Raw genomic sequence first — 19,920 nt, forward strand, 5'->3', positions numbered from 1 at the left:
CCGTCAGGACTCGGGAGTGCCGTCAGCCGCAATTCGCTGGAACCCGGTGAAGGGCACCAGTACTTCGGGGATAACCACCGAACCGTCTTGCTGCTGGTTCTGTTCCAGAAGCGCGGCCAACGTGCGCCCGATCGGCAGGCCCGATCCGTTCAACGTCGCGGCGAGCCCGCGCTCGCCGTCCTTCGACTTGGTGCGGATCGCGGCGCGACGGGCCTGGAATGTGCTGCAGTCGGAGCAGGAGCTGATCTCGCGGTACGTGTTCTGGCTGGGCAACCACACCTCGATGTCGTAGGTGAACGTGGCGGCAAAGCCCAGATCCCCGGCTGCCAAGGCCACAACGCGGTAGGCCAACCCAAGTTCTTTCAGACACGCCTCGGCATGGCCAAGCATTTTTTCCAGCTCAGCGCGGGACTCCTCGGGACGTACCATCCGAACCAGCTCCACTTTGGAGAACTGGTGCAGACGCAGAAGGCCGCGCGTATCCCGTCCGTACGAGCCTGCCTCGGAACGGAAGCACGGAGTCCATGCGGTGTAGGCGTACGGCAGGTCTTCGGTGGGCAGGATCTCGTCGGCGTGCAGGTTGGTCAGCGGAACCTCGGCGGTCGGGATCAAAAACAGCTCCCGATCGGCCACGCCGGTGCGGAAAAGGTCTTCCTCGAACTTCGGCAACTGGCCGGTGCCGGTCATCGTGGTCCGGTTCACCAGGTTCGGAACGCTGATCTCCTGGTAGCCGTGGCGTCCGGTGTGCAGGTTCAGGAAGAACGTCGCCAGTGCGCGCTCAAGCGCGGCCCCGGCGCCGCGTGTGACGCTGAACCGTGAGCCCGACAGTTTCGCGGCACGGCCGAAGTCGAAGATGCCCATCGCCTCGCCCAGGTCTACGTGGTCCTTGGGGTCGAAGCTGAAGCTCGGGGGCGTGCCGTGCTTGCGGATCTCAACGTTGAAGTCCTCGGAGTCCCCGTTGGGCACGTCCTCGGCCGGGAAGTTCGGGATCGTTAGCAGCGTCTCGCGAAGCTCGCCCTCAACCTTCTCCTGCTCTTCTTCCAGCTCGCGCACCCGATCTTTGAGAGTTCGTGCGCGCTCCTTCAGCTCGGTCGTGTCTCCACCGGCCTTGGCGGTCTTGCCCACCTCGGCGGCGACCTTCTTAGACTCTGCCCGCAACTCGTCCGAACTCTTGATCGAGGAGTTCCGGCGTGCGAACAGGTCCTCAATCGTGGTCAGGTCGAGCGTGTAGCCCCGCCTGGCCAAGGAGCGCACAGCGTCCTGGCCCAGGTCGAGTAGGGTGCGGGCATCATGCATGAGTTGCCTCGTCCTCGTCTCTGCTTACTGAAGCGTGCGTACTGACGGTAGCAAGACCATCACGTGCCTCTCGCGGGAATACCCCGAGGTCGACATGCCAGCCCCGGCGCCGGCGCATGCCGTGGTCGAGATCGCGAAGAAACCAGTCGATCACGGCGCGTAGGTCAGCGTCGCCTATAACCAGCGGCGTCAGACAGCGCGCGGCGGGCAGGAACACGTCGGTCAGCGGCTGGTGCGGATGGGACTGCGCCCATTGGATCACCGAGACGAGTAGACCGTGGGCAACGACCAGGCGCGGTCCGGGCCAGCCCAACGTGGCCCGTAGTCCGGTGAGCATCCGTACGATGCCCTCGGCCTGGGATTCCCGCGCGCCCGGTGGTCGAACGTGTGGACCGTACTCAGCGAGCCAGCGGGCATAGGTGAGGAACGGACCGCCCTCGCAGGCTCCGTAGTCCAGCTCGTTCAACCGGGCATCGCGGTGTACATGGACGCGACCAGCCGTGATCAACTCGGCCGTGCGGACACAACGATCGAATGTACTGGCCACACACGTTGCCACGGCATCGATGGGAACGATCGACTTCGCCGCCTGGCAGGCCGCAACTCCGTCGTCGGTCATCGGCACGTCCACCACCGGGTCGCCGTTGACCCGGTAGTCGACGCTATACACGGTTGGTGCGTGGCGGAGTAGGTAGGTGAAACATGAGGTCATGCCAATGCTGGGCCGTTGCTCGACAGAATCTCCTCGGTCAACGACGGGAAGGCATCCAGTGTCTCCAGCAGAAGCGCCCGCAACTTGTCGTCAGCCAACTCGTCGCTGTCCTCGGCCAGCCGGACCACGATCCGCCACGGCCGGTCTAACCGTTGACCGGTGGCGCTGATCAGATGTACCTCGGCTGGCGCCCCCGTTGCCTCGTGCAACCGCTGCGCAATCCTGTTCGCTGCCACGTTGTAGAGCTTGCCGACGTGGTAGACGGGGTTCTTTCCGTTCGCGCCCTCGACGTTCATCGGACGTAGCGGCGTGATCAGCCCGTTTACGCGATTGCCTCGGCCGACCACGCCTTCGTCTCCGGACTCGATCGAGCTACCGGTGTAGGTCAGGTACAGCTCGTCCCGCTCGGGCAGGTCGCGGGCGTTGAGGCGGAACCGTGCCTCGCCTTCGGGCAGATGCCGGCGAGCGAGCCGCTTGCATTCGGCAAGTACGGTGTCGTTGTTCACCAGGTACTCTGCGCGGCTGGTCACATGCGCGCACTTCTGTGGCACCGCCAGCACCACGTCCAGCTCCCTGCCCGCGCTGTGAGCCATCACCTTCACGTCAGAGCCGCACCACGGATGGGAAGTCTGAAACCCATCGGGCCCGGAGAAGTGGTCGGCCAAGGTTCGTACGAATTCCTCGACTCGGCTCTGCGGCGCCCAGCCGGTGCCAAGGCTTGTGTCGTTGGCGAACAGCTGCCGCCGCTCGCGCAGGTCATCGCTCGAACTTGGTGAGAACCACCGTTCGCGGTCGGTTGGGCCATCCCCGGTCAGCACAGCGCCGGGACTGGAGTTGCTAGTAACGTTCAGCTCGATGGACAAGTGCCCGTCCAGTTCCGGCAACCGCTCGGAGAAGAACGCGGTGACCTGGTCCATGATCAGCTCGTCCACCGGGATCGCCGCGCCCCCGCAGGAACGGGCCGCTCGACCGTTGACCAAGACCCGCACGGGATCGACCATCCGACCCGATCCATACCGCACCTCCGAGGAGCCGCCCAGTAGGGCCAGCTTGTCGAAGTTGTGGTGCAGAACGGCCCCGAATTCACGCATTGTGTAGCGGCTGTAAGCCCGCGACAGTCGCTCCGCCAAGTGGTCGGCCAGCGTGTCTGGGTGCCCCCAGCCCTTGCGTTCGACGATCACCAAGTCGCTGGGTGCAGGAACCCCTCGCTCCACGATTAGGTCGCTGCCGTCGAGGTCGATAAGGTCGCGTGTCATGGTCCGTTGTGGCCCTTCTTTTTGGGTGTCACTTGATCACGACGCAAACGATTCACGGTACAGCTATCTGGCAGGCGCGTGGTCGCCACCACTCGAATGGACTAGATCAATCGGCCAGCTGCGGCCATAGTGGACAGAGGGGTCGGACTTCCACGTGATCACGAGGTGGGCGCGCATTGTGCTGCCCATGCGGTCACGAGGAACGCTATTGGCGGCGCATGCAAAGAACTGGCTCACGTGCTTCGCTTGCCAGTCAGGCCGCTGGGACCGGCACAGGAAGACTTCCGGAATCTGCATCTCGTGGCGGGTCCGGTTGGCGAACCGACGATGTTCATCAAGCTCGTCGAGAAGCGCCCTTTCATGAGGCAGCACTCGCTGTGTCTGCAGTCGTTCGCCGGATCGGCATCAGGACGCCGAGACTGCTCGATCAAGGCATCCTCACCGACGGGCGAGCGTGGTTGGCGTACGCCTGGTACGAACTCACCGAATTCGGGCCTGCCGTGCCATCCTTGGTGGAACGCGCCGGCGCGCTTCTTGCCCAGCTTCACGCCCACACCACCGCAGCTACACCTGCGGGTCTGGCCACCACCAGCGAAACCTTGATGGATGACCTGCGGAAGCGAGCTGACCACCTCGCCGGTATCGCTCCTAGGTCCGGTCGCAGAGTTCGCCGGTTGATCCCGTTATTTGTCGAGGTTCCTCAGACCAATCGCTGCGTCTTGCACGGAGACTTCGGCTGGCGCAATCTCGGCCTCGACTTGGACGGCCAGATCTGGCTGTTGGACTGGGACACAGCCACTTGGGGGCACCCGATCGTCGATCTCGGCAAGCTGATCGACCGGGAGTTCGCCGAGGACCATGTTCGTGACCAGTTTCTCCGTGGCTATCGCCAGCACCATCCAGTGATCAGCTATCCCTGGCCTGCCTACGTGGACACCGTGCGGTTGTGGGTTGCCGCGGGGCTGCTGAACTACGGACGTCTCCGGAGCGTCGCTGGGTTGACCCGACATGGCCTCCGCATCCTCGACGAGATCGAAAGCCTGGCTAGGCGTCGGTGTGGGAGCGCTGGATGAGGTCGGGCGAATCGTAGACTTCCACCTCATGACGCGCGTTGGGACTGAGGACACCTGTCTGGTTGTGCTCCGTGGCCCCTCCGGATCGGGCAAGTCGTCGACAGCCCGTCGGTTGCGCGCTCACCTTGGCCGCAGTGTCGCGCTCATTGAACAGGACTATTTCCGGCGCGTCGTGCTCAAAGAGCGTGATGTGCCGGGTGGGGCCAACATCGAGCTGATTTCCACGGCGGTGAGGTTCGCGCTCGGCCATGGATGGAATGTGATCGTCGAGGGCATCATGCACGCCGAACGCTACGCAGACATGCTTCACAAGCTGCGTCGGGACCACCTTGGCAGAAGCGTGTTCTACTACTTCGACGTGACTTGGTACGAGACGCTGCGGCGCCATAAAACACGCCCTCAAGCTGAGGAATTCGGCGTCGACGAGATGCGAAAGTGGTACCGCGCCGGGGATCAGCTTGGTTTTGCTGAGGAGCAGGACATTCCTCAGGTGTCCACATTGGATGCGACCGTGCATCGAATCTTGCATGAGGCTTTTGGCGACGCGCCGTGCGAATCAAAGGTCGGCTCACCCGTCCCGGTGGGCTGGCTGGAGCAGCCCTGACGATCGCAACCGACCTGATCCACTGCAACTTACCAACGCCTAGATCAAGCCCGCCGACCTTGTCAAACAACTCGGCGTGTGCGGCAATCGCAACTTGGACCCGGGTCTTCGCCGCGATCGCCTGCGGAGGATGATCAGGGCCTGGAGGTTGAACGCAAGCGCGAGCTGCCCAGTCACATCGACCCCCAGGCGTTGATCAACCGGCTCGTGCAGCTCGGGTTCCGCGACGGCGGTCGTTTGGTCTAAATCGACACCTACTACAGCCGTCCCGATGTGGACTTCATGGAAACGGTACAGTGCCTGCGGGTTCGCGAACGAGACGGGTTCGCAGAGATCACCTACAAGCCGGCGTCGAATGCCGCCACGCACAACACGGCCGACATCATCACCAAGCCGGAAACCAACGTCTCGATCGGCGCTGACCAAGCGAAGCAGGCGAACCAGTTGCTTGCAGCGATCGGGATGATGCAACTAGCCCGGGTCGCCAAGACGCGCATCGCGCTTCGGCACCCCCACCACGACACCGTGACCGTCGCGATCGACACGATCGCCGGCGTCGGCTCATTCGTCGAAACCGAAGTGCTCACCGACGATGCGGCCGGCATCGACGAGCTGCTGGAGGAAACCGAACATCTCTGTGGCTTCCACCAGCTTCCCGTGGTGCACCTGCCGTACCGAGACCTCGTCATGCAGCACGATCAGACCCAGCCTGTCGCGCCGACCACGTGACCATCTCGCCTCTGAAACTGCGCGGCGAGAGCCTAAATCGATCGATTTAACGGAGCCTAGACAGGTCCAACGTCGTGACCTTCGGCAGATGATCACTCGCCGCGCGGGTCAGATCGGTCTTGACCACGTCGCAGTCGATGACCGCCGACGCGAGGGAGCTTGTCACGCGGTGGCCGTCAATTTCCCTGGACCCCATGTCCGCATGGCTGTAGTGGCCTACCGTCCGCTGCCATGGCTTGTTGACCAGGGCTGCGGTGTCTTTCAGCCCGGCCGCCAGAAGGGTCTGCCCAGGTTGGCGATCAGCACGCCAGTTGACCGGCTCTCCGGATTCCGAAAGCTTGTACAGGCATTGGTGGATGAAGTTCGAGTTCCACGGCTGACCCGCGTACGGGTCGGGGTGGTAGTGCACCCAGCGTCCGTCGCGCTGCACGCGGTCGTCCGGGATGCTGTTCCAATCGGCGCCGATGATTCGATGATTCCAGGCGGCGCGGGTTTGTTCTCACCCCACAGGGGGGTGCGGGCGCGTGATCCCAGAAATGATCAACGATGTAAGACTGCGACGGCGTACAAGCGCAGGGCCGGTCTCGACCTGCGGAACGAACCTCCGGTGGTACCGGGTGGGCCCTGGCAGGGTGCGGCGCAGCTCGCTGATCGCCGTCTCCAGTGCGCCTTGGTCGACCTCGTCCCGGTATTGCCCCGGCCCCCACAGCGTCAGGTGCAGCCACACTCCGCGGGCACCGGTAGCAGGCCGGGCTGCCCTTCCAGTGCCTTCTGGTACATCTCCGCTTGTTCAGCGACTACCTGCAGCTGACCGGGCGGCGGCTCTTGCTCGGGGACGAGCAGCGCGTGAAGGCGGGGCACGTCGGGGCGAGTCCATGCCTTCTTCTCGAAGAAGTCGCGCACGGCTCAGCCCTCGCGCAGACAGGTCGGTCGGGGCATCTCCACGGTAGGCACGATCAACATTGTGACAAGAAGCCGCTCTGCCAAGTCGGAGATTGTCCGTTCTGGCCGCCGCTGGATTCGGAGGTCGTTCCGCCAGCGGTCATCGGGAGTACTCCCCAGAGGGAAAATCGACGGAAATCCCCAGGTATGTGCGATCTTCGTGCCAACCGTCGCCCTCGTCGACCTTGCCGAAGCCAACGTGGGTGATCACGCGTTCCTCGACGGTGGGGCCGTCCGGCTCGGAGGTGGTCCACACGCTGATCGGCAAATCGTCTCGCAGCCCGGCCAACGCCTTGCGAAGCTCGCCGACGGTCCATGGCTGCACGACGTGCTTGAACGTCTCGGTCTGCTCGATCGTCACTGGTCCTCATTTCCCGCGTTGATGAACATCGTGTCCGTCCCGGTGGACGGTGTGCGTCAGTTTGCCCCAGGTGGAGTAGTGATCTTCCCATTCTCGTCGACATACACATCGATGAGAGGGACCCCAACGTCGCCCAGACCACGGCATCGGACGTGACGAGTTCGACCCGACCCGCAGCCGATGTTCCCGGATCATCGGCACCGGGAGAAGTCCCCACCCCGCGTGGCCGCCCCGGCACTGTGGAGGACCTCACGCCGGAGCAGGCCGCCAACTACAAGCGGTACGTCAAGAAACTGCCCGCCAAGAGCGAGCCTGTGCAGATCGAGATCCTTGAGGACGGCGGGGTACGCATGAGCGCCAAGGTGCCGTCGAACAACATTCCCGGGTCCTACGCGGACTGCGTCAAGATCATCGACCGCAACGGCAACACTGTCCAGTACGTGAAGAACACGTATGCTCCGGACAGCTCAATCGTCCACAGCAAGATGAAATGATGGACCTCGAAACCCGTCGACAGGTCGTCAGTGACCTAGTGCTGCTGCGTGCGCCGGTGCGCGACGCGATCGCTGCAGTCCGAAAGTTCCCGTGGGACTGCGACGAGGAACTCATCACTCTGGGACCCACCGAGCTGCGTGCCGTGATCGAACGGTTCCTCGCCGGAGACCTGTCCGCGCAGGACCTCGAAGACTGGGCCGACACCGTCGAGGGCCGCGATGACATCGAGTTCGCTCCGGACGAGATGACCGACCTCATTGCAGAAGTCGCGAACCCGTTGCTGTTTTGGGCGATCACGCCCGAGTCGATGAGGAATCTGGCTGACCGGCTCAGTTCGCTCGGCCTCGCCACCTGATTTCCGGGATGACCTGAGCTGTTCCGAACCATCAGACTAGCGTGGCCCAATGCGATTGACTTGTGCCAAAGGGTTTCCTCAGCCACGGCCTCCCGTGCGGTAGTCAGCTGGCAGGCTCGCGTGTTGGGCGCCTTCCATACCGAAGGGCAGGTCGGAGCCACACCAGCCGACCAGGATCATCACCGGCCAGATCATCTGGTTGCGATCCTCTCCGGCCCTGGCGGGCCAGAGCCACCTCACGCGTTCCAGCAGCCGTGTGCCGGATCTGAGGCGGTTGCGATCTTCTCCGGCCCTGCGCCCGAACGGCTCGGTTGGGATCCTCGCCAGCCCCGGGGGGGCTGGCGCCCACCGACGCCCGGCGATGCCCAGACATCGGCGTCGGGGTTGCGATACTCGCCAGCCCCGGAGGGCTGGCGCCACTGGCGTGCGCCGTGATGCACGTCCACCTGACTCGAGTTGCGATCCTCGCCAGCCCCGGAGGGCTGGCGCCACCAGTACGTTTGGTACATCACCTGGCCGATGGACTCCGTTGCGATCCTCGCCAGCCCCGGAGGGCTGGCGCCACCTGCTGCCAGTCCGGGGCGTGCGTGATGCCGCCGGCGAGGTTGCGATCCTCGCCAGCCCCGGAGGGCTGGCGCCACTCGAGCAGCTGCGTGGGCAGCTGGCCACCAGCAAGCAGGTTGCGATCCTCGCCAGCCCCGGAGGGCTGGCGCCACCCATTCGGCGACGCGCAGCAGGGCGTCGACGTCGCCAGCTCCGGAGGGCTGGCGCCACCGTCGGTCACGCGGTCACCGACCCGGCGTCCGGCTGGTTGCGATCCTCGCCAGCCCCGGAGGGCTGGCGCCACCGACACGGCTGAACTGATGGCCATGTTCTCCTTGTGGTTGCGATCCTCGCCAGCCCCGGAGGGCTGGCGCCACTCCGGGTGACCGCCGAGCGGATCTACCCGGAGCAGGAAGTTGCGATCCTCGCCAGCCCCGGAGGGCTGGCGCCACTCCGGCGAAAAGCGGAATGCCGATGCGGGTGCGGGAGTTGCGATCCTCGCCAGCCCCGGAGGGCTGGCGCCACTCGGGACGCTGCGGAGCACCTACGCCGACGCCACGCAGTTGCGATCCTCGCCAGCCCCGGAGGGCTGGCGCCACGGAATCCGCCGAGCAAGCTCGCCGGATCGCTGACGTTGCGATCCTCGCCAGCCCCGGAGGGCTGGCGCCACCTCAGTTCCAGGAGCTGGATGCGCATTGGGTTGCGTTGTTGCGATCCTCGCCAGCCCCGGAGGGCTGGCGCCACTTGTCCTTGGTGGGCATCCTGGATGCCGCCGAAGACGTTGCGATCCTCGCCAGCCCCGGAGGGCTGGCGCCACCCGCCACCAGCCCGCCGCGCGTTCTTGCGTGCCTGCTCGACCGCGTTGCGATCCTCGCCAGCCCCGGAGGGCTGGCGCCACCGCGGTGCTTCCACTCGGCGAGCTGATGCTCGTCGCTGGGTTGCGATCCTCGCCAGCCCCGGAGGGCTGGCGCCACCGAATGTGCAGCCTTTGTTGTCAGGGTGTGTCAGGAGCGTTGCGATCCTCGCCAGCCCCGGAGGGCTGGCGCCACCTGCCCGACCTGCGGCTGCGCATGGCCGAGTTCTGGTTGCGATCCTCGCCAGCCCCGGAGGGCTGGCGCCACGCGAACACCGCCGAACGGGCCGCGTAGAGGCCGGTGTTGCGATCCTCGCCAGCCCCGGAGGGCTGGCGCCACCTGGGCGCGCGCCCAGTCGTAGGCGGCGTGCTCACGCATGTTGCGATCCTCGCCAGCCCCGGAGGGCTGGCGCCACGCGGTGGGGACTGGGCGACCGCGTGGAAGCTCAATGTTGCGATCCTCGCCAGCCCCGGAGGGCTGGCGCCACCTGGGCCGAAGTCGTCGCACTCGTCGACGGCGGCCCGGTTGCGATCCTCGCCAGCCCCGGAGGGCTGGCGCCACGATGCCCGTGCCGATCTCGCCGCATGGGCCGTCGAGTTGCGATCCTCGCCAGCCCCGGAGGGCTGGCGCCACCGGCTCACCGGCAAGCCGTAACTCAACCAAAGAACAGGTTGCGATCCTCGCCAGCCCCGGAGGGCTGGCGCCACCTGTTCGAGGTCGAGATCGACGAGGACGTGCCGCAGGAGTTGCGATCCTCGCCAGCCCCGGAGGGCTGGCGCCACGGTTACTACTGCTGGGTGTGCTTTGACACTCTCACCAGGTTGCGATCCTCGCCAGCCCCGGAGGGCTGGCGCCACACCAGGTCTCGAGGTCCGTGGCGCCGCAGGCGGCCAGGTTGCGATCCTCGCCAGCCCCGGAGGGCTGGCGCCACCGACGAGGCATGCGCCCTGCTGCGCTGGCGCCGGGAGGTTGCGATCCTCGCCAGCCCCGGAGGGCTGGCGCCACCGGATCATCCTTGACCTTGACCTGTCGGCGGAGGTTGCGATCCTCGCCAGCCCCGGAGGGCTGGCGCCACCGCGGACCCTGCCCGGATGCTGGCCGAGGTGCGGGATGTTGCGATCCTCGCCAGCCCCGGAGGGCTGGCGCCACGATGATGCGGTGCCCCAATGCGTTCGGCATCGCGGAGGTTGCGATCCTCGCCAGCCCCGGAGGGCTGGCGCCACTTCTGCGGAACGGGTGTTTTGGCTGTTCAGAACACCCAGTTGCGATCCTCGCCAGCCCCGGAGGGCTGGCGCCACATCACCGCGGCGTTCACCGATGGTGCCGCAGGGCATGTTGCGATCCTCGCCAGCCCCGGAGGGCTGGCGCCACATCTCGATCAGGTCCTGCTCGGTGTGGGGGTAGTGAGTTGCGATCCTCGCCAGCCCCGGAGGGCTGGCGCCACCCGTTGCTCACCCCCGGCGCGCTGCTCGTCGAGCTCCGGTTGCGATCCTCGCCAGCCCCGGAGGGCTGGCGCCACCCGGGCACCGGGGGTGGCCCATCGGTCCGTCTCTGTGGTTGCGATCCTCGCCAGCCCCGGAGGGCTGGCGCCACAGGTGCCGGGCAGCGGCCGAAGTACTGCGCCAACCCAGGTTGCGATCCTCGCCAGCCCCGGAGGGCTGGCGCCACCGCGACGCCACACGCCACCAACGCCAGCTCGATCACGGAGTTGCGATCCTCGCCAGCCCCGGAGGGCTGGCGCCACGCCTGCGCGTTGCCCTCGGCGAGCTGCTCGGTGGTGTTGCGATCCTCGCCAGCCCCGGAGGGCTGGCGCCACTTCGGCGATGTCCTCGTCATCGACCAGGCCGAAGCGGTTGCGATCCTCGCCAGCCCCGGAGGGCTGGCGCCACATCGGCTCGATGGCCTCGCGGCTGATCGGGCCGTCGAAGTTGCGATCCTCGCCAGCCCCGGAGGGCTGGCGCCACCTGCTCGGACGGGGTGGACGCCGCTAGGTGGCTGGTGTTGCGATCCTCGCCAGCCCCGGAGGGCTGGCGCCACGCCCATCGACCGGCGGCGCGGCCATGCCCGCCGCCGTGTTGCGATCCTCGCCAGCCCCGGAGGGCTGGCGCCACCGCTGTGCTGGGACTCGCTCGTCGTCCGCATGGAGGTTGCGATCCTCGCCAGCCCCGGAGGGCTGGCGCCACCGGACGGAAACTGAATACTGCGCACCTGCGCAAATAGTTGCGATCCTCGCCAGCCCCGGAGGGCTGGCGCCACCGTTCCTGGAACGACGTTGCCGACCGCGTCGAGCAGTTGCGATCCTCGCCAGCCCCGGAGGGCTGGCGCCACGGGTGCTGGCTGCGCCCTGTCGCTGCCGTGGTGGCTGTTGCGATCCTCGCCAGCCCCGGAGGGCTGGCGCCACGTCATCAGGTGATAGGACACCTGCCCCAGCGCACCAAGTTGCGATCCTCGCCAGCCCCGGAGGGCTGGCGCCACGTGCGAAAGGCCCGGCATGTGAGGCCGGGCCTTTCGAAAGTTGCGATCCTCGCCAGCCCCGGAGGGCTGGCGCCACCCGAACACGACTCGGGTCGGATCAGGCTTCCTGGTAGTTGCGATCCTCGCCAGCCCCGGAGGGCTGGCGCCACACAACTTCTCCGCGGCATCCAACGTCCACTCACCCGGGTTGCGATCCTCGCCAGCCCCGGAGGGCTGGCGCCACATGGCGGTCATCAGCTGGTGCCGGCTGGTGTCGCTGCGGTTGCGATCCTCGCCAGCCCCGGAGGGCTGGCGCCACGGTCGTGGCCTGGCTCCAGGACGGGGACACGAGGGGTTGCGATCCTCGCCAGCCCCGGAGGGCTGGCGCCACCGGGAAATCCCCTGGTCACAGCACGATGCACCCGAGTGTTGCGATCCTCGCCAGCCCCGGAGGGCTGGCGCCACCCTGTTGGAGCAGGGCTTTTCGTCTGGGACAGCTTAGGGTGTGATCGGTTTGTGATCGACGTGCCGGTGGTTTGGTTCGGAACGTCGTGGTGTGTCGGGTAACGCTTGGGGTTCTGAACCTCTGGTTTGACGTGGTGTCCGGTTACTCGTCGTGGTGTGTCGGTGGCGTTGGGTACGGTCCCGGCGACCGCGGCCACAACGTTGTTTCTGGGGTGTTCAGATGTGGGCTCATAGCCGGAATGGTGATGATCGGCGTCATTTGTTGTCGGAGCATGCTCGTTCGACTGCGGTTCTAGCGCGGCGTTTCGCGGCTGAGTTCGGGGCGGGGGAGCTCGGGTTCGCTTTGGGGTTGTTCCATGACGCGGGCAAGGCGAGCTTGTGTTGGCAGGAGGGCTTGCTTCGGGCGGAGAGCACTGATGCTGCGGTGGGGGTTCCGCATAAGGAGTTCGGCGCTCGGTGGCTGGCGGACGTGGCGGGTGTGGCGTCGTTGGCGATTCTGGGGCATCACGGTGGGCTGACCTCGAAGTCAGCTTTGTGGTCGCTGATCGCGACGGGTGAGGACCTGGAAGGTGAGGTGCAGCAGGCTTTTCTGCGTGAGGTACCCGAAGCGGCAGAAGTCCTTGCCCAGCCTCGTGGTGGGCTGGTTCCTGCGGAGTGGATGCGGGAAAGGCTGACGGCTGAGCTGGGGGTGCGACTGGCGTTTTCGGCGTTGGTCGATGCGGATCACCTGGACACCGCTGCGCATTTCGACGGCCGGGATGGGCCGCGGGTTCGTGCGGATGCGGATATGGCGGGGTTGCTTGCGCGGTTTGAGCAGCGGCGGCGGCGCATGCTGGATGACCGTGCGGGTGGCGGTTGGATCGATGGTGTCCGCGAGCAGGTGTATCAGACGGCGATCGGGCATGCCTCGGGGAAAACGGGTGTGTACCGGATGCCGGCGCCGACCGGTGTGGGTAAGACGCTGAGCGCGGCGGGTTTCGGGCTGCATCACGCCGCTGTGCACGGCAAGCGGCGCGTGATCGTCGCGGTGCCGTTCATCACGGTTACCGAGCAGAATGCCCAGGTATACCGGGACATGCTCGGTGCGGAGAATGTCCTGGAGCACCACTCGGCGGTCACGCCGCCTGCGTCGGGGCCGGACGGGCGTCGGTGGAGGGCGGCGGCGGAGAACTGGGACAGCCCGTTCGTGGTCACGACGACGGTGCAGTTGTTCGATTCGTTGTTCGGGCGCAAGCCGTCGCAGATGCGCAAGGTGCATCGCTTGGCCAACGCGGTGGTGATTCTGGATGAGGTGCAGGCATTGCCGCTGCGGGTGCTGGTGCCGATTCTGGACGCCTTGCGGGTGCTGTCGGAGCGATTCGGGACGACGGTGCTGCTGACTTCGGCGACGCAGCCGTCGTTTGAGCACTTGCGGGTGTGGGAGGACCTCGAGATGACCGAGGTCGTTGATGACCCGATCACGCTGTTTCAACGGATGCGGCGGGTTGAGTACGAGTGGTGGCTGGATCCCCAGCCGACGTTGGGTGAGGTCGCGACGGCTGCTGCCGAGCACGAGCAGGTTCTGCTCGTGGTGAACACGATCGCGGATGCGCGAGCCGTCTATCGGCAGTGGGCGGCGAAGGCCCCGGAGATCACGTGGCATTTGTCGACGCGCATGTGTGCGGCGCACCGCCGCGCGGTGCTGGCCGAGGTCCGCGCTCGGTTGAAGGAAGGTCGTGCCGTTCGCCTGGTGTCGACCCAGCTCATCGAAGCAGGCGTGGATGTGGACTTCCCGGCGGTGTACCGGGCGATGGCGCCGGCGGAGAGCTTGCAGCAGGCCGCCGGCCGGGCCAACCGGGAAGGCCGCCGTCCGGGAATGGGCAAGGTCGTGGTGTTCGATGCCCGCGATATGTCCGCTCCTGCCGGCTACCGCATCGGTACTGGTGCCACGCGTACCCATTTCGGCCCGCGTCGGGGCGGGGGTGTGGTGGATCCGGATGACTTGCCGACGTTGTCGGCGTACTACCGCACGCTTTACCAGCGTTCCAACACCGACGACGGTGAACGCGCGGTGGAGATCCAGCGCAACCGGGAGAAGTTCGACTTCGAGGCCGTCACGGACGGCCCGGTGCGGTCCTACGACGGCGGCCTGGCCCGTCGGGAGCGGTCGTTGGCGTTCCGGATGCTGGATGACGACACGGTCCCCGTCGTGGCCACCGGCTACGACCCGCGTGCCGAGGAGATCCTCGAGAAGTTGCGGTCGCATCCTGAGGAAGCCGGGCGGCTGATCCGGGAATTGCAGCCGTTTGTGGTCTCGCTGCCACAACGTCTGTTTGACGACCCGGCTGTGGAGGACCTGTGTCCGCAGGTCGTCGGTGATCTTCGCGAGTGGCGAGGGGATTACCACGACGCGTACGGCATCGACACCTCCACGTTGGTCAAGGAGGAGGTGTGGTGAGCGGCGATGCTTGCTGGTCGTTCTGGGCCGCACCAGGCGAAGGCTTGATCGCGCGGCGCGCCCAGCATGGTGTGGCGCCCCGCGCGATTCGCGCCCCAATCGACGACATGATTGCGATCCTCACCAGGGATTTCTGGTGCCGACGGCCACGGTAATCCACGAACCATAGCCAGCCATGCGGCACTGCAGGACCACGCTCATGAACCGAGTCTTCCGCAGTCAACTACATAGAACCTTGATACTGCTACAGTCCGAGATCAAAGCAGTACGCACAGTGCCCGAGGGGTGTGTGGAGGTGGGTGTACCGATCGAACTGTCGGTCGTCCGAGGCGCGAGTCCACGCCGGCAGAGCGCCGATTTCGGGGATGCCGACAGCGCGCACCTGTCCTGCCGATGCCAGCAGGCTGGACAAAGGCGTGAGTGCGGGAGTCCTTGGTCGCGGACATGAGTGCTCTATGCGGATCTCCACGGGTTGAGCACGTTCTTCAACGTCGTGTTGGTGGTCCTGGTGTGCGGCTCGCTGACGCGCTCTTCGGCTTTGACGGGGTGTGGTCGCTGCCGTGATCCCTATGGAGCGCGTCGGTTCCTAGTTGTGTGCGCGGTTGTTGGCCCGGGATTTGTTGTCCGCAAATGTGATGGATCAGGAGGTGTGGTGACAAGCGATTTGCTGGTTTCTGCCAGTGGAGCTCCACCGGTGAGTGTTCAGGTGTGGGGTGAGGGGGCGCTGTTCACGCGTCCGGAGTTGAAGGTGGAACGGGTCACGTATCCGGTGATGACTCCGACTGCGGCGATTGGGGTGCTAGAGGCGATCTTCTGGAAGCCAGAGTTTTCGTGGCGCCCGGTGGCCATTGACGTCCTCAAACCGGTTCACCAGTTCACCCAGCGCCGTAACGAGACCACCGACCTTGCCTCCGTGGAGGACGCGGCGCTGCGGGGTCGGACGGTGGACACGGCCGCGGCAGGGAATCGGACGCAACGGAATTCGGTGTGTCTGCGGGATGTCGCCTACCGGATCTATGCGCACGTCGAGCTGCGTGATCATGCAACGAAACAGGAAGCGGCCTATCGGGATCAGTTCCGCCGCCGGGTGGAGCGCGGTCAGTGCTTCCACCAGCCGTACCTGGGAACCCGTGAGTTCAGCGCGTTTTTCGGACCTGTGGACGAGACGCCACGGCAGCCGCTGAATGATGATCTCGGCATCATGCTTCACGGCGTGCACCACCGAGGCGGTTCGACGTCCTATACGTGGTTCACCGCCCGCCTCGACGACGGCCGGATGCACATCCCCCGCACGGGTATCACCGCCGAGAGCGTGGGGGTCTGATGCTCCTGCAGCGTTTGGTCGAGTACGCGCGAACGCACTGCGTCAGCAAGCCGTTCCACAAGGAACGTGAGTTCACCTGGCGCCTGGAGTTGTCCAGTAACGGCAGGGAGCCCGACCTCGTCGATCTCCGCGAGCCGAATGATCGCGGCAAGATCAGCGGCCAGCGATGGCTGACGCCATCGGTTACCCGGACCGTCGGTGTTGCCCCGCAGCTGGGCGCCGATGATGTCCAATATGTACTGGGTTGGGGTGATGAGACGACGAAACCGGAGCGTGTCGACAAGTGCCACGCTGAGTTCGTGGCCCTGATCGACCGCTGGGCGCAATCGGTATCCGGCCACGATTCCGCGGCGGGTGTCGTTCAGGACTTCTACGCCGCCGGCGGCCCGCAGACTCTACGGCGGCCCCTGGATTTCACGGCGAAGCAGGGCGTGCTCATCGCCGTGGATGGCAAGCCCGTCATCGAGCACGAGTCACTGATCCGTTTCTGGACCGACGAGGTCGCGCGACGTAAAGGCGGTGGCACAACTGGGATATGCCTGGTGTGTGGGCAGGACGCGGTCCTGGTCGACACCGTGCCCGGCAACATCTCGAAACGTTTGGTGCCAGGCGCGGCGAACAACGCGGCCTTGGTCAGCGTCAACGAGCGCGTGTTCGGCTACGGACTGAGCACTGGGCTGGCCAACACCCCGATCTGCTTCTCCTGCGGCGATGCCATGAACACCGCACTGACCGACCTGTTGTCCGGGCCGCACGTGATGGGCCTGCAGCAACAGGACAGTGCCATGACCTGGTGGGCCCTGGGCGCCTCCGCCGACGATTTCTTCCTGGTCATGCCCGACCAGGCCGACCCAGACGCGGTAGCGCGCCTGCTCTCGCGACTGCGCAACGGAACACTCGCCGAAGCCTCCAGAATGGTGCCGGCGGTCTCCGGTGACCGGTTCTGCTCGGTGACCCTCGGCGGCAACTCCTCGCGGATCATGATCCGGGACTGGGTCGACATGCCCCTGCAGCATGTCATGGGAAACCTCGCCAGGTGGTACGACGATCACCGCGTCCACACCCTGTGGGACGACGAACCGGTGTCCTACTCGTTGCGGGCCCTGGTGCTGGCCACCGGCCGTTGGGATGCCGGTCGCAACCGCTACAGCGACCTCGGCTCGACCTCAGCTCGTCGCCCCGAGCACATCGCACGGGATTTGATCCGCACCAGCGTGCGCAAGGCACCGCTGCCACCGTCGGTTCTGCAGCACGTTCTGCATCGCATCAGTAACGACGGCCGTATCGACGGGCCCCGAGCCGCGTTGCTGCGGCTGGCCCTGCGCCGCCACCCCACCAAGGAGATCCCCATGCCCGCCGGACTGGATGAGATCAGCGACGATCCCGCCTACGTGGCCGGGCGCGTGTTCGCCCAGTACGAGAAAATCCAATACGCCGCCAACAACGGTAAAACCAAAGATGGCGACACCCACACGATCAACGCCACCTTCACCGACCGACACTTCGCCGGCGCGATCAGCAACCCCCACCCGGCGTTGATGGCAGGCAGCAAGCTGCTGAATGCCTGGCTGGCCAAGATCCGCCGCAGGCCCAGTGGTGGCGGACTCGCACATGTCCTCGCCGGGGAACTGGACCAGCTCCTCCACAAAACCCAGGTGATCCCGAACCGCCTGCGCCCGGACGAGCAAGCCCGGTTCGTACTCGGATACCACCACCAACGCGCCCACGACACTGCCCAGCGCCGCGCCCACCAAGCCGACAAATAGCCATCACCCCCGCCGCATCACCACATCCGCTGACGAACGTGGAAGGAAAACCCGCATGACTACCGAGACACACCTCGACCCCGCCGTCCGGCACGACATGGTGTTCCTGTTCGACGTCGCCGACGGCAATCCCAACGGCGACCCCGACTTCAGCAACCGGCCCCGCATGGACGAGGAATCCGGCCACGGCCTGGTCACAGACGTCGCCATCAAACGCAAGATCCGCAACACGCTGCCCCTGGCGGCAGGCGACCCCGACCGCTACAGCATCTTCGTCGAAGCCGGACACGCCCTCAACACCCGCCTGGCCGAGACGATGACCGTGAACAACATCGACACCAAGAAAAAGCGTTTGACCGACGAAGAGCTGCACACCGCACGCTCCTGGCTGACCCACCGCTACGCCGACATCCGCCTGTTCGGCGCGGTCCTCAACACCGGCGACACCAAAGCCCTCGGCCAGATATACGGGCCGCTACAGGTCACCAACGCCCGCAGCATCAGCCCCGTCGTACCGCAGCACCACACCATCACCCGCATCACCCAAACCACCCAAGCCGACATCGACAAAGGCGAACGCACCGAAATGGGCGGCAAATGGACCGTGCCGTACGCCCTCTACAAAGCCGAGATCTACTACTCCGCCTCCCGCGGCACCCAAACCGGCGTCGACACCCGTGACTTCGAACTGCTTTACCGCAGCCTGGAGATGATGTTCGACCACGACCGCTCCGCCACCCGCGGCACCATGACCGCCCGCGGACTCTATGTCTTCAGCCACGACAACGCCTTCGGCAACGCCCCAGCCCAGAAGCTGACCGAACGCGTCCGTATCGCCCGCACCGGCGACACAGCCGAGCCCCCGCGCAGCTTTGCCAACTACACGGTGTCGGTTGACGACGACGCCCTGCCCAATGGCGTGACGATCGCGAAACTCATCGCGTAAGCACCATGATGATCGACGATCAGCCTGCCGAGCGGCCCTGGACGAGTGTGCCGATCTCGGCGATCGAACACTTCGGATACTGCCGGCGGCAGGCTGCTCTCATCCACCTGGACCGCTACTTCACCGACAACGCCGACACCCAGCGCGGCCACCTCGCCCACGAAGTCGTCGACCGCAGCGGCCCCAGCACCTCCCGTGACGGGACCCGCTGCTGGCACGCCCTACCCATCGCCGACGCGGAACTCGGCGTGCACGGCGTCTGCGATGTCGTCGAATTTCACCCCAGCGGGCCCGTTCCCATCGAGCACAAATCCGGCAGCTACCGCCCCGGCAGCGCCACGGACCTGCAAATCGCCGCACAAGTGTTGTGCCTGCGGACGATGTTCACCGCCGAAGTCCCCCTCGGTGTCGTATTCGCGGGAAAACACCGCCGCCGCTATGAGGTCGTGGTCGAGGAGGCACTGGAGAACCGCCTCCGTGTAGTGATCCAGGAACTGCGCGAGGTACTGCGCGCCGGGGTGCTGCCGCAGCCAGTCCACGACTCCCGATGCGAGCGCTGCTCACTGCAGGAGGGATGCATGCCCGACGCCCACGTGAACTCGGTGTTCACCCCACGACCGCTGGGACACTGGGATGACTGAACTGTTGCGCACGCTGTTCATCACGACACCAGGCACGAGCCTGCACCTGGAAGGAGACACAGTCCGGATCTACCAACCGGACAAGCCAGGCCGCCATATCCTGCCATTGCTGCGGATCGAGCACATCGTGGTATGGAACGGCGTCGATGTCAGCGACGACCTGATCATGCGCTGCGCCGACGACGCACGTGGCATTACCTGGATGACCCGCAACGGGCGCTTCCTAGCACGCGTCACCGGCGCTCAAACCGGAAACCCCTTGCTGCGGCTGGAACAAACCAGAGCCTACGACGCAACGGAACGCCGACTAGGTATCGCACGTTCCATCGTCGCAGGGAAGCTCCAGAACTATCGTCAGCTCCTACTGCGTGCCGCCCGCGACACCGATCAGGCCCGGCGCGGCGAGATCCGAAACGTCGCCGAGCAACACGCAGCGGCGCTCGCGGCCGCGGCTGAGGCTTCCTCGATCACGGAACTCCTCGGCATCGAGGGCAATGCGGCACGCAGCTATTTCCAGACCTTGCCGATGCTCACCCCCTATGCACCCACAGGGCGTACCCGGCGACCCCCTAAGAGTTCCTAACAAAGGGTTTTGATGTGTCGAAAGCAGATGATGCAGGTGGCCAGGCCGAGGAACGCCTCGTGGATGTCGGCGCGGCGTTCCCAG

At 65.7% G+C, this 19,920-nt stretch carries 17 protein-coding genes and 1 CRISPR repeat array; of the genes, 11 read left to right on the forward strand and 6 right to left on the reverse strand.

Annotated features, from left to right (window positions below):
• Positions 1 to 3: 3 nt before the first annotated feature.
• From serS to AB0I53_RS32875, 3 genes are read right to left on the reverse strand one after another with little or no spacing between them, the layout of a single operon-like run.
• Positions 4 to 1,296 (reverse strand): serine--tRNA ligase, encoded by a 1,293-nt coding sequence (serS, locus tag AB0I53_RS32865; protein ID WP_358611772.1) that lies wholly within the window; start codon positions 1,294 to 1,296, stop codon positions 4 to 6.
• Positions 1,289 to 2,008: a histidine phosphatase family protein gene (locus tag AB0I53_RS32870; RefSeq protein ID WP_358611775.1), complete on the reverse strand. Its 720-nt coding sequence runs from the start codon at positions 2,006 to 2,008 to the stop codon at positions 1,289 to 1,291. Before AB0I53_RS32870 ends, serS begins: the two co-directional genes overlap by 8 nt.
• On the reverse strand, positions 2,005 to 3,189 hold the full coding sequence (locus AB0I53_RS32875) for a methionine adenosyltransferase (protein WP_358611778.1): 1,185 nt from the start codon (positions 3,187 to 3,189) through the stop codon (positions 2,005 to 2,007). Before AB0I53_RS32875 ends, AB0I53_RS32870 begins: the two co-directional genes overlap by 4 nt.
• Positions 3,190 to 3,482: 293 nt before the next feature.
• Between AB0I53_RS32875 and AB0I53_RS32880 the strand changes: the two genes are divergently transcribed.
• The 3 genes from AB0I53_RS32880 to AB0I53_RS32890 all read left to right on the forward strand — a co-directional run bounded on the left by AB0I53_RS32880 (position 3,483) and on the right by AB0I53_RS32890 (position 5,670).
• The gene (locus tag AB0I53_RS32880) at positions 3,483 to 4,337 is read left to right on the forward strand and encodes an aminoglycoside phosphotransferase family protein (protein ID WP_358611781.1); all 855 of its coding nucleotides are present in this window, start codon (positions 3,483 to 3,485) and stop codon (positions 4,335 to 4,337) included.
• Between the two features lie 28 nt (positions 4,338 to 4,365).
• Complete coding sequence (locus AB0I53_RS32885) at positions 4,366 to 4,941, forward strand: kinase (RefSeq protein WP_358611784.1); 576 nt, start codon at positions 4,366 to 4,368, stop codon at positions 4,939 to 4,941.
• A gap of 246 nt (positions 4,942 to 5,187) precedes the next feature.
• Positions 5,188 to 5,670 (forward strand): CYTH domain-containing protein, encoded by a 483-nt coding sequence (locus AB0I53_RS32890; protein ID WP_358611823.1) that lies wholly within the window; start codon positions 5,188 to 5,190, stop codon positions 5,668 to 5,670.
• 46 nt (positions 5,671 to 5,716) lie between these two features.
• Here AB0I53_RS32890 and AB0I53_RS32895 read toward each other — a convergent pair whose 3' ends face one another.
• From AB0I53_RS32895 to AB0I53_RS32905, 3 genes are all read right to left on the reverse strand, one after another.
• Positions 5,717 to 6,100: a hypothetical protein gene (locus AB0I53_RS32895; protein WP_358611787.1), complete on the reverse strand. Its 384-nt coding sequence runs from the start codon at positions 6,098 to 6,100 to the stop codon at positions 5,717 to 5,719.
• Positions 6,101 to 6,381: 281 nt separating this feature from the next.
• A complete protein-coding gene (locus AB0I53_RS32900; protein WP_358611790.1) occupies positions 6,382 to 6,573 on the reverse strand; it encodes a hypothetical protein in 192 nt (63 codons plus the stop codon).
• 139 nt (positions 6,574 to 6,712) lie between these two features.
• A complete protein-coding gene (locus AB0I53_RS32905; RefSeq protein WP_358611793.1) occupies positions 6,713 to 6,973 on the reverse strand; it encodes a DUF6225 family protein in 261 nt (86 codons plus the stop codon).
• A 152-nt stretch (positions 6,974 to 7,125) separates the two neighbouring features.
• Here AB0I53_RS32905 and AB0I53_RS32910 point away from each other — a divergent pair, with 152 nt between their 5' ends.
• The 8 genes from AB0I53_RS32910 to cas1 all read left to right on the forward strand — a co-directional run bounded on the left by AB0I53_RS32910 (position 7,126) and on the right by cas1 (position 19,836).
• Positions 7,126 to 7,467, forward strand: a complete 342-nt coding sequence (locus AB0I53_RS32910; protein ID WP_358611796.1) for a hypothetical protein — start codon at positions 7,126 to 7,128, stop codon at positions 7,465 to 7,467.
• Complete coding sequence (locus AB0I53_RS32915) at positions 7,467 to 7,823, forward strand: hypothetical protein (protein WP_358611799.1); 357 nt, start codon at positions 7,467 to 7,469, stop codon at positions 7,821 to 7,823. Before AB0I53_RS32910 ends, AB0I53_RS32915 begins: the two co-directional genes overlap by 1 nt.
• A 310-nt stretch (positions 7,824 to 8,133) precedes the next feature.
• Positions 8,134 to 12,139: direct repeats of the CRISPR family, unit length 37 nt; unit sequence GTTGCGATCCTCGCCAGCCCCGGAGGGCTGGCGCCAC.
• A gap of 220 nt (positions 12,140 to 12,359) precedes the next feature.
• Entirely contained in the window at positions 12,360 to 14,576 is a 2,217-nt protein-coding gene (gene cas3, locus AB0I53_RS32920; protein WP_358611802.1) for a CRISPR-associated helicase Cas3', read from the forward strand.
• A 694-nt stretch (positions 14,577 to 15,270) separates the two neighbouring features.
• The gene (gene cas5c / locus AB0I53_RS32925; RefSeq protein WP_358611805.1) at positions 15,271 to 15,900 is read left to right on the forward strand and encodes a type I-C CRISPR-associated protein Cas5c; all 630 of its coding nucleotides are present in this window, start codon (positions 15,271 to 15,273) and stop codon (positions 15,898 to 15,900) included.
• Positions 15,900 to 17,666, forward strand: coding sequence for a type I-C CRISPR-associated protein Cas8c/Csd1 (gene cas8c / locus AB0I53_RS32930; protein ID WP_358611808.1), 1,767 nt, complete (start codon positions 15,900 to 15,902; stop codon positions 17,664 to 17,666). Before cas5c ends, cas8c begins: the two co-directional genes overlap by 1 nt.
• 55 nt (positions 17,667 to 17,721) lie before the next feature.
• Positions 17,722 to 18,612: a type I-C CRISPR-associated protein Cas7/Csd2 gene (gene cas7c / locus AB0I53_RS32935; protein ID WP_358611811.1), complete on the forward strand. Its 891-nt coding sequence runs from the start codon at positions 17,722 to 17,724 to the stop codon at positions 18,610 to 18,612.
• 5 nt (positions 18,613 to 18,617) lie between these two features.
• The gene (cas4, locus tag AB0I53_RS32940; RefSeq protein ID WP_358611814.1) at positions 18,618 to 19,253 is read left to right on the forward strand and encodes a CRISPR-associated protein Cas4; all 636 of its coding nucleotides are present in this window, start codon (positions 18,618 to 18,620) and stop codon (positions 19,251 to 19,253) included.
• On the forward strand, positions 19,246 to 19,836 hold the full coding sequence (gene cas1 / locus AB0I53_RS32945) for a CRISPR-associated endonuclease Cas1 (RefSeq protein ID WP_358611817.1): 591 nt from the start codon (positions 19,246 to 19,248) through the stop codon (positions 19,834 to 19,836). Before cas4 ends, cas1 begins: the two co-directional genes overlap by 8 nt.
• The last annotated feature ends 84 nt before the right edge of the window (positions 19,837 to 19,920 follow it).

It is taken from the genome of Saccharopolyspora sp. NPDC050389, assembly GCF_040655595.1.
GTDB lineage: Bacteria > Actinomycetota > Actinomycetes > Mycobacteriales > Pseudonocardiaceae > Saccharopolyspora.

What these genes read in the sequence shown, in the direction of transcription:
- cas3 (WP_358611802.1), top strand. Translation starts at nt 12,360, where the DNA reads ATGTGGGCTCATAGCCGGAATGGTGATGATCGGCGTCATTTGTTGTCG.
- cas4 (WP_358611814.1), top strand. Translation starts at nt 18,618, where the DNA reads ATGATGATCGACGATCAGCCTGCCGAGCGGCCCTGGACGAGTGTGCCG.
- AB0I53_RS32885 (WP_358611784.1), top strand. Translation starts at nt 4,366, where the DNA reads ATGACGCGCGTTGGGACTGAGGACACCTGTCTGGTTGTGCTCCGTGGC.
- cas7c (WP_358611811.1), top strand. Translation starts at nt 17,722, where the DNA reads ATGACTACCGAGACACACCTCGACCCCGCCGTCCGGCACGACATGGTG.
- AB0I53_RS32915 (WP_358611799.1), top strand. Translation starts at nt 7,467, where the DNA reads ATGGACCTCGAAACCCGTCGACAGGTCGTCAGTGACCTAGTGCTGCTG.
- cas8c (WP_358611808.1), top strand. Translation starts at nt 15,900, where the DNA reads ATGCTCCTGCAGCGTTTGGTCGAGTACGCGCGAACGCACTGCGTCAGC.
- serS (WP_358611772.1), bottom strand. Translation starts at nt 1,296, where the DNA reads ATGCATGATGCCCGCACCCTACTCGACCTGGGCCAGGACGCTGTGCGC.
- cas1 (WP_358611817.1), top strand. Translation starts at nt 19,246, where the DNA reads ATGACTGAACTGTTGCGCACGCTGTTCATCACGACACCAGGCACGAGC.
- AB0I53_RS32870 (WP_358611775.1), bottom strand. Translation starts at nt 2,008, where the DNA reads ATGACCTCATGTTTCACCTACCTACTCCGCCACGCACCAACCGTGTAT.
- AB0I53_RS32880 (WP_358611781.1), top strand. Translation starts at nt 3,483, where the DNA reads ATGCAAAGAACTGGCTCACGTGCTTCGCTTGCCAGTCAGGCCGCTGGG.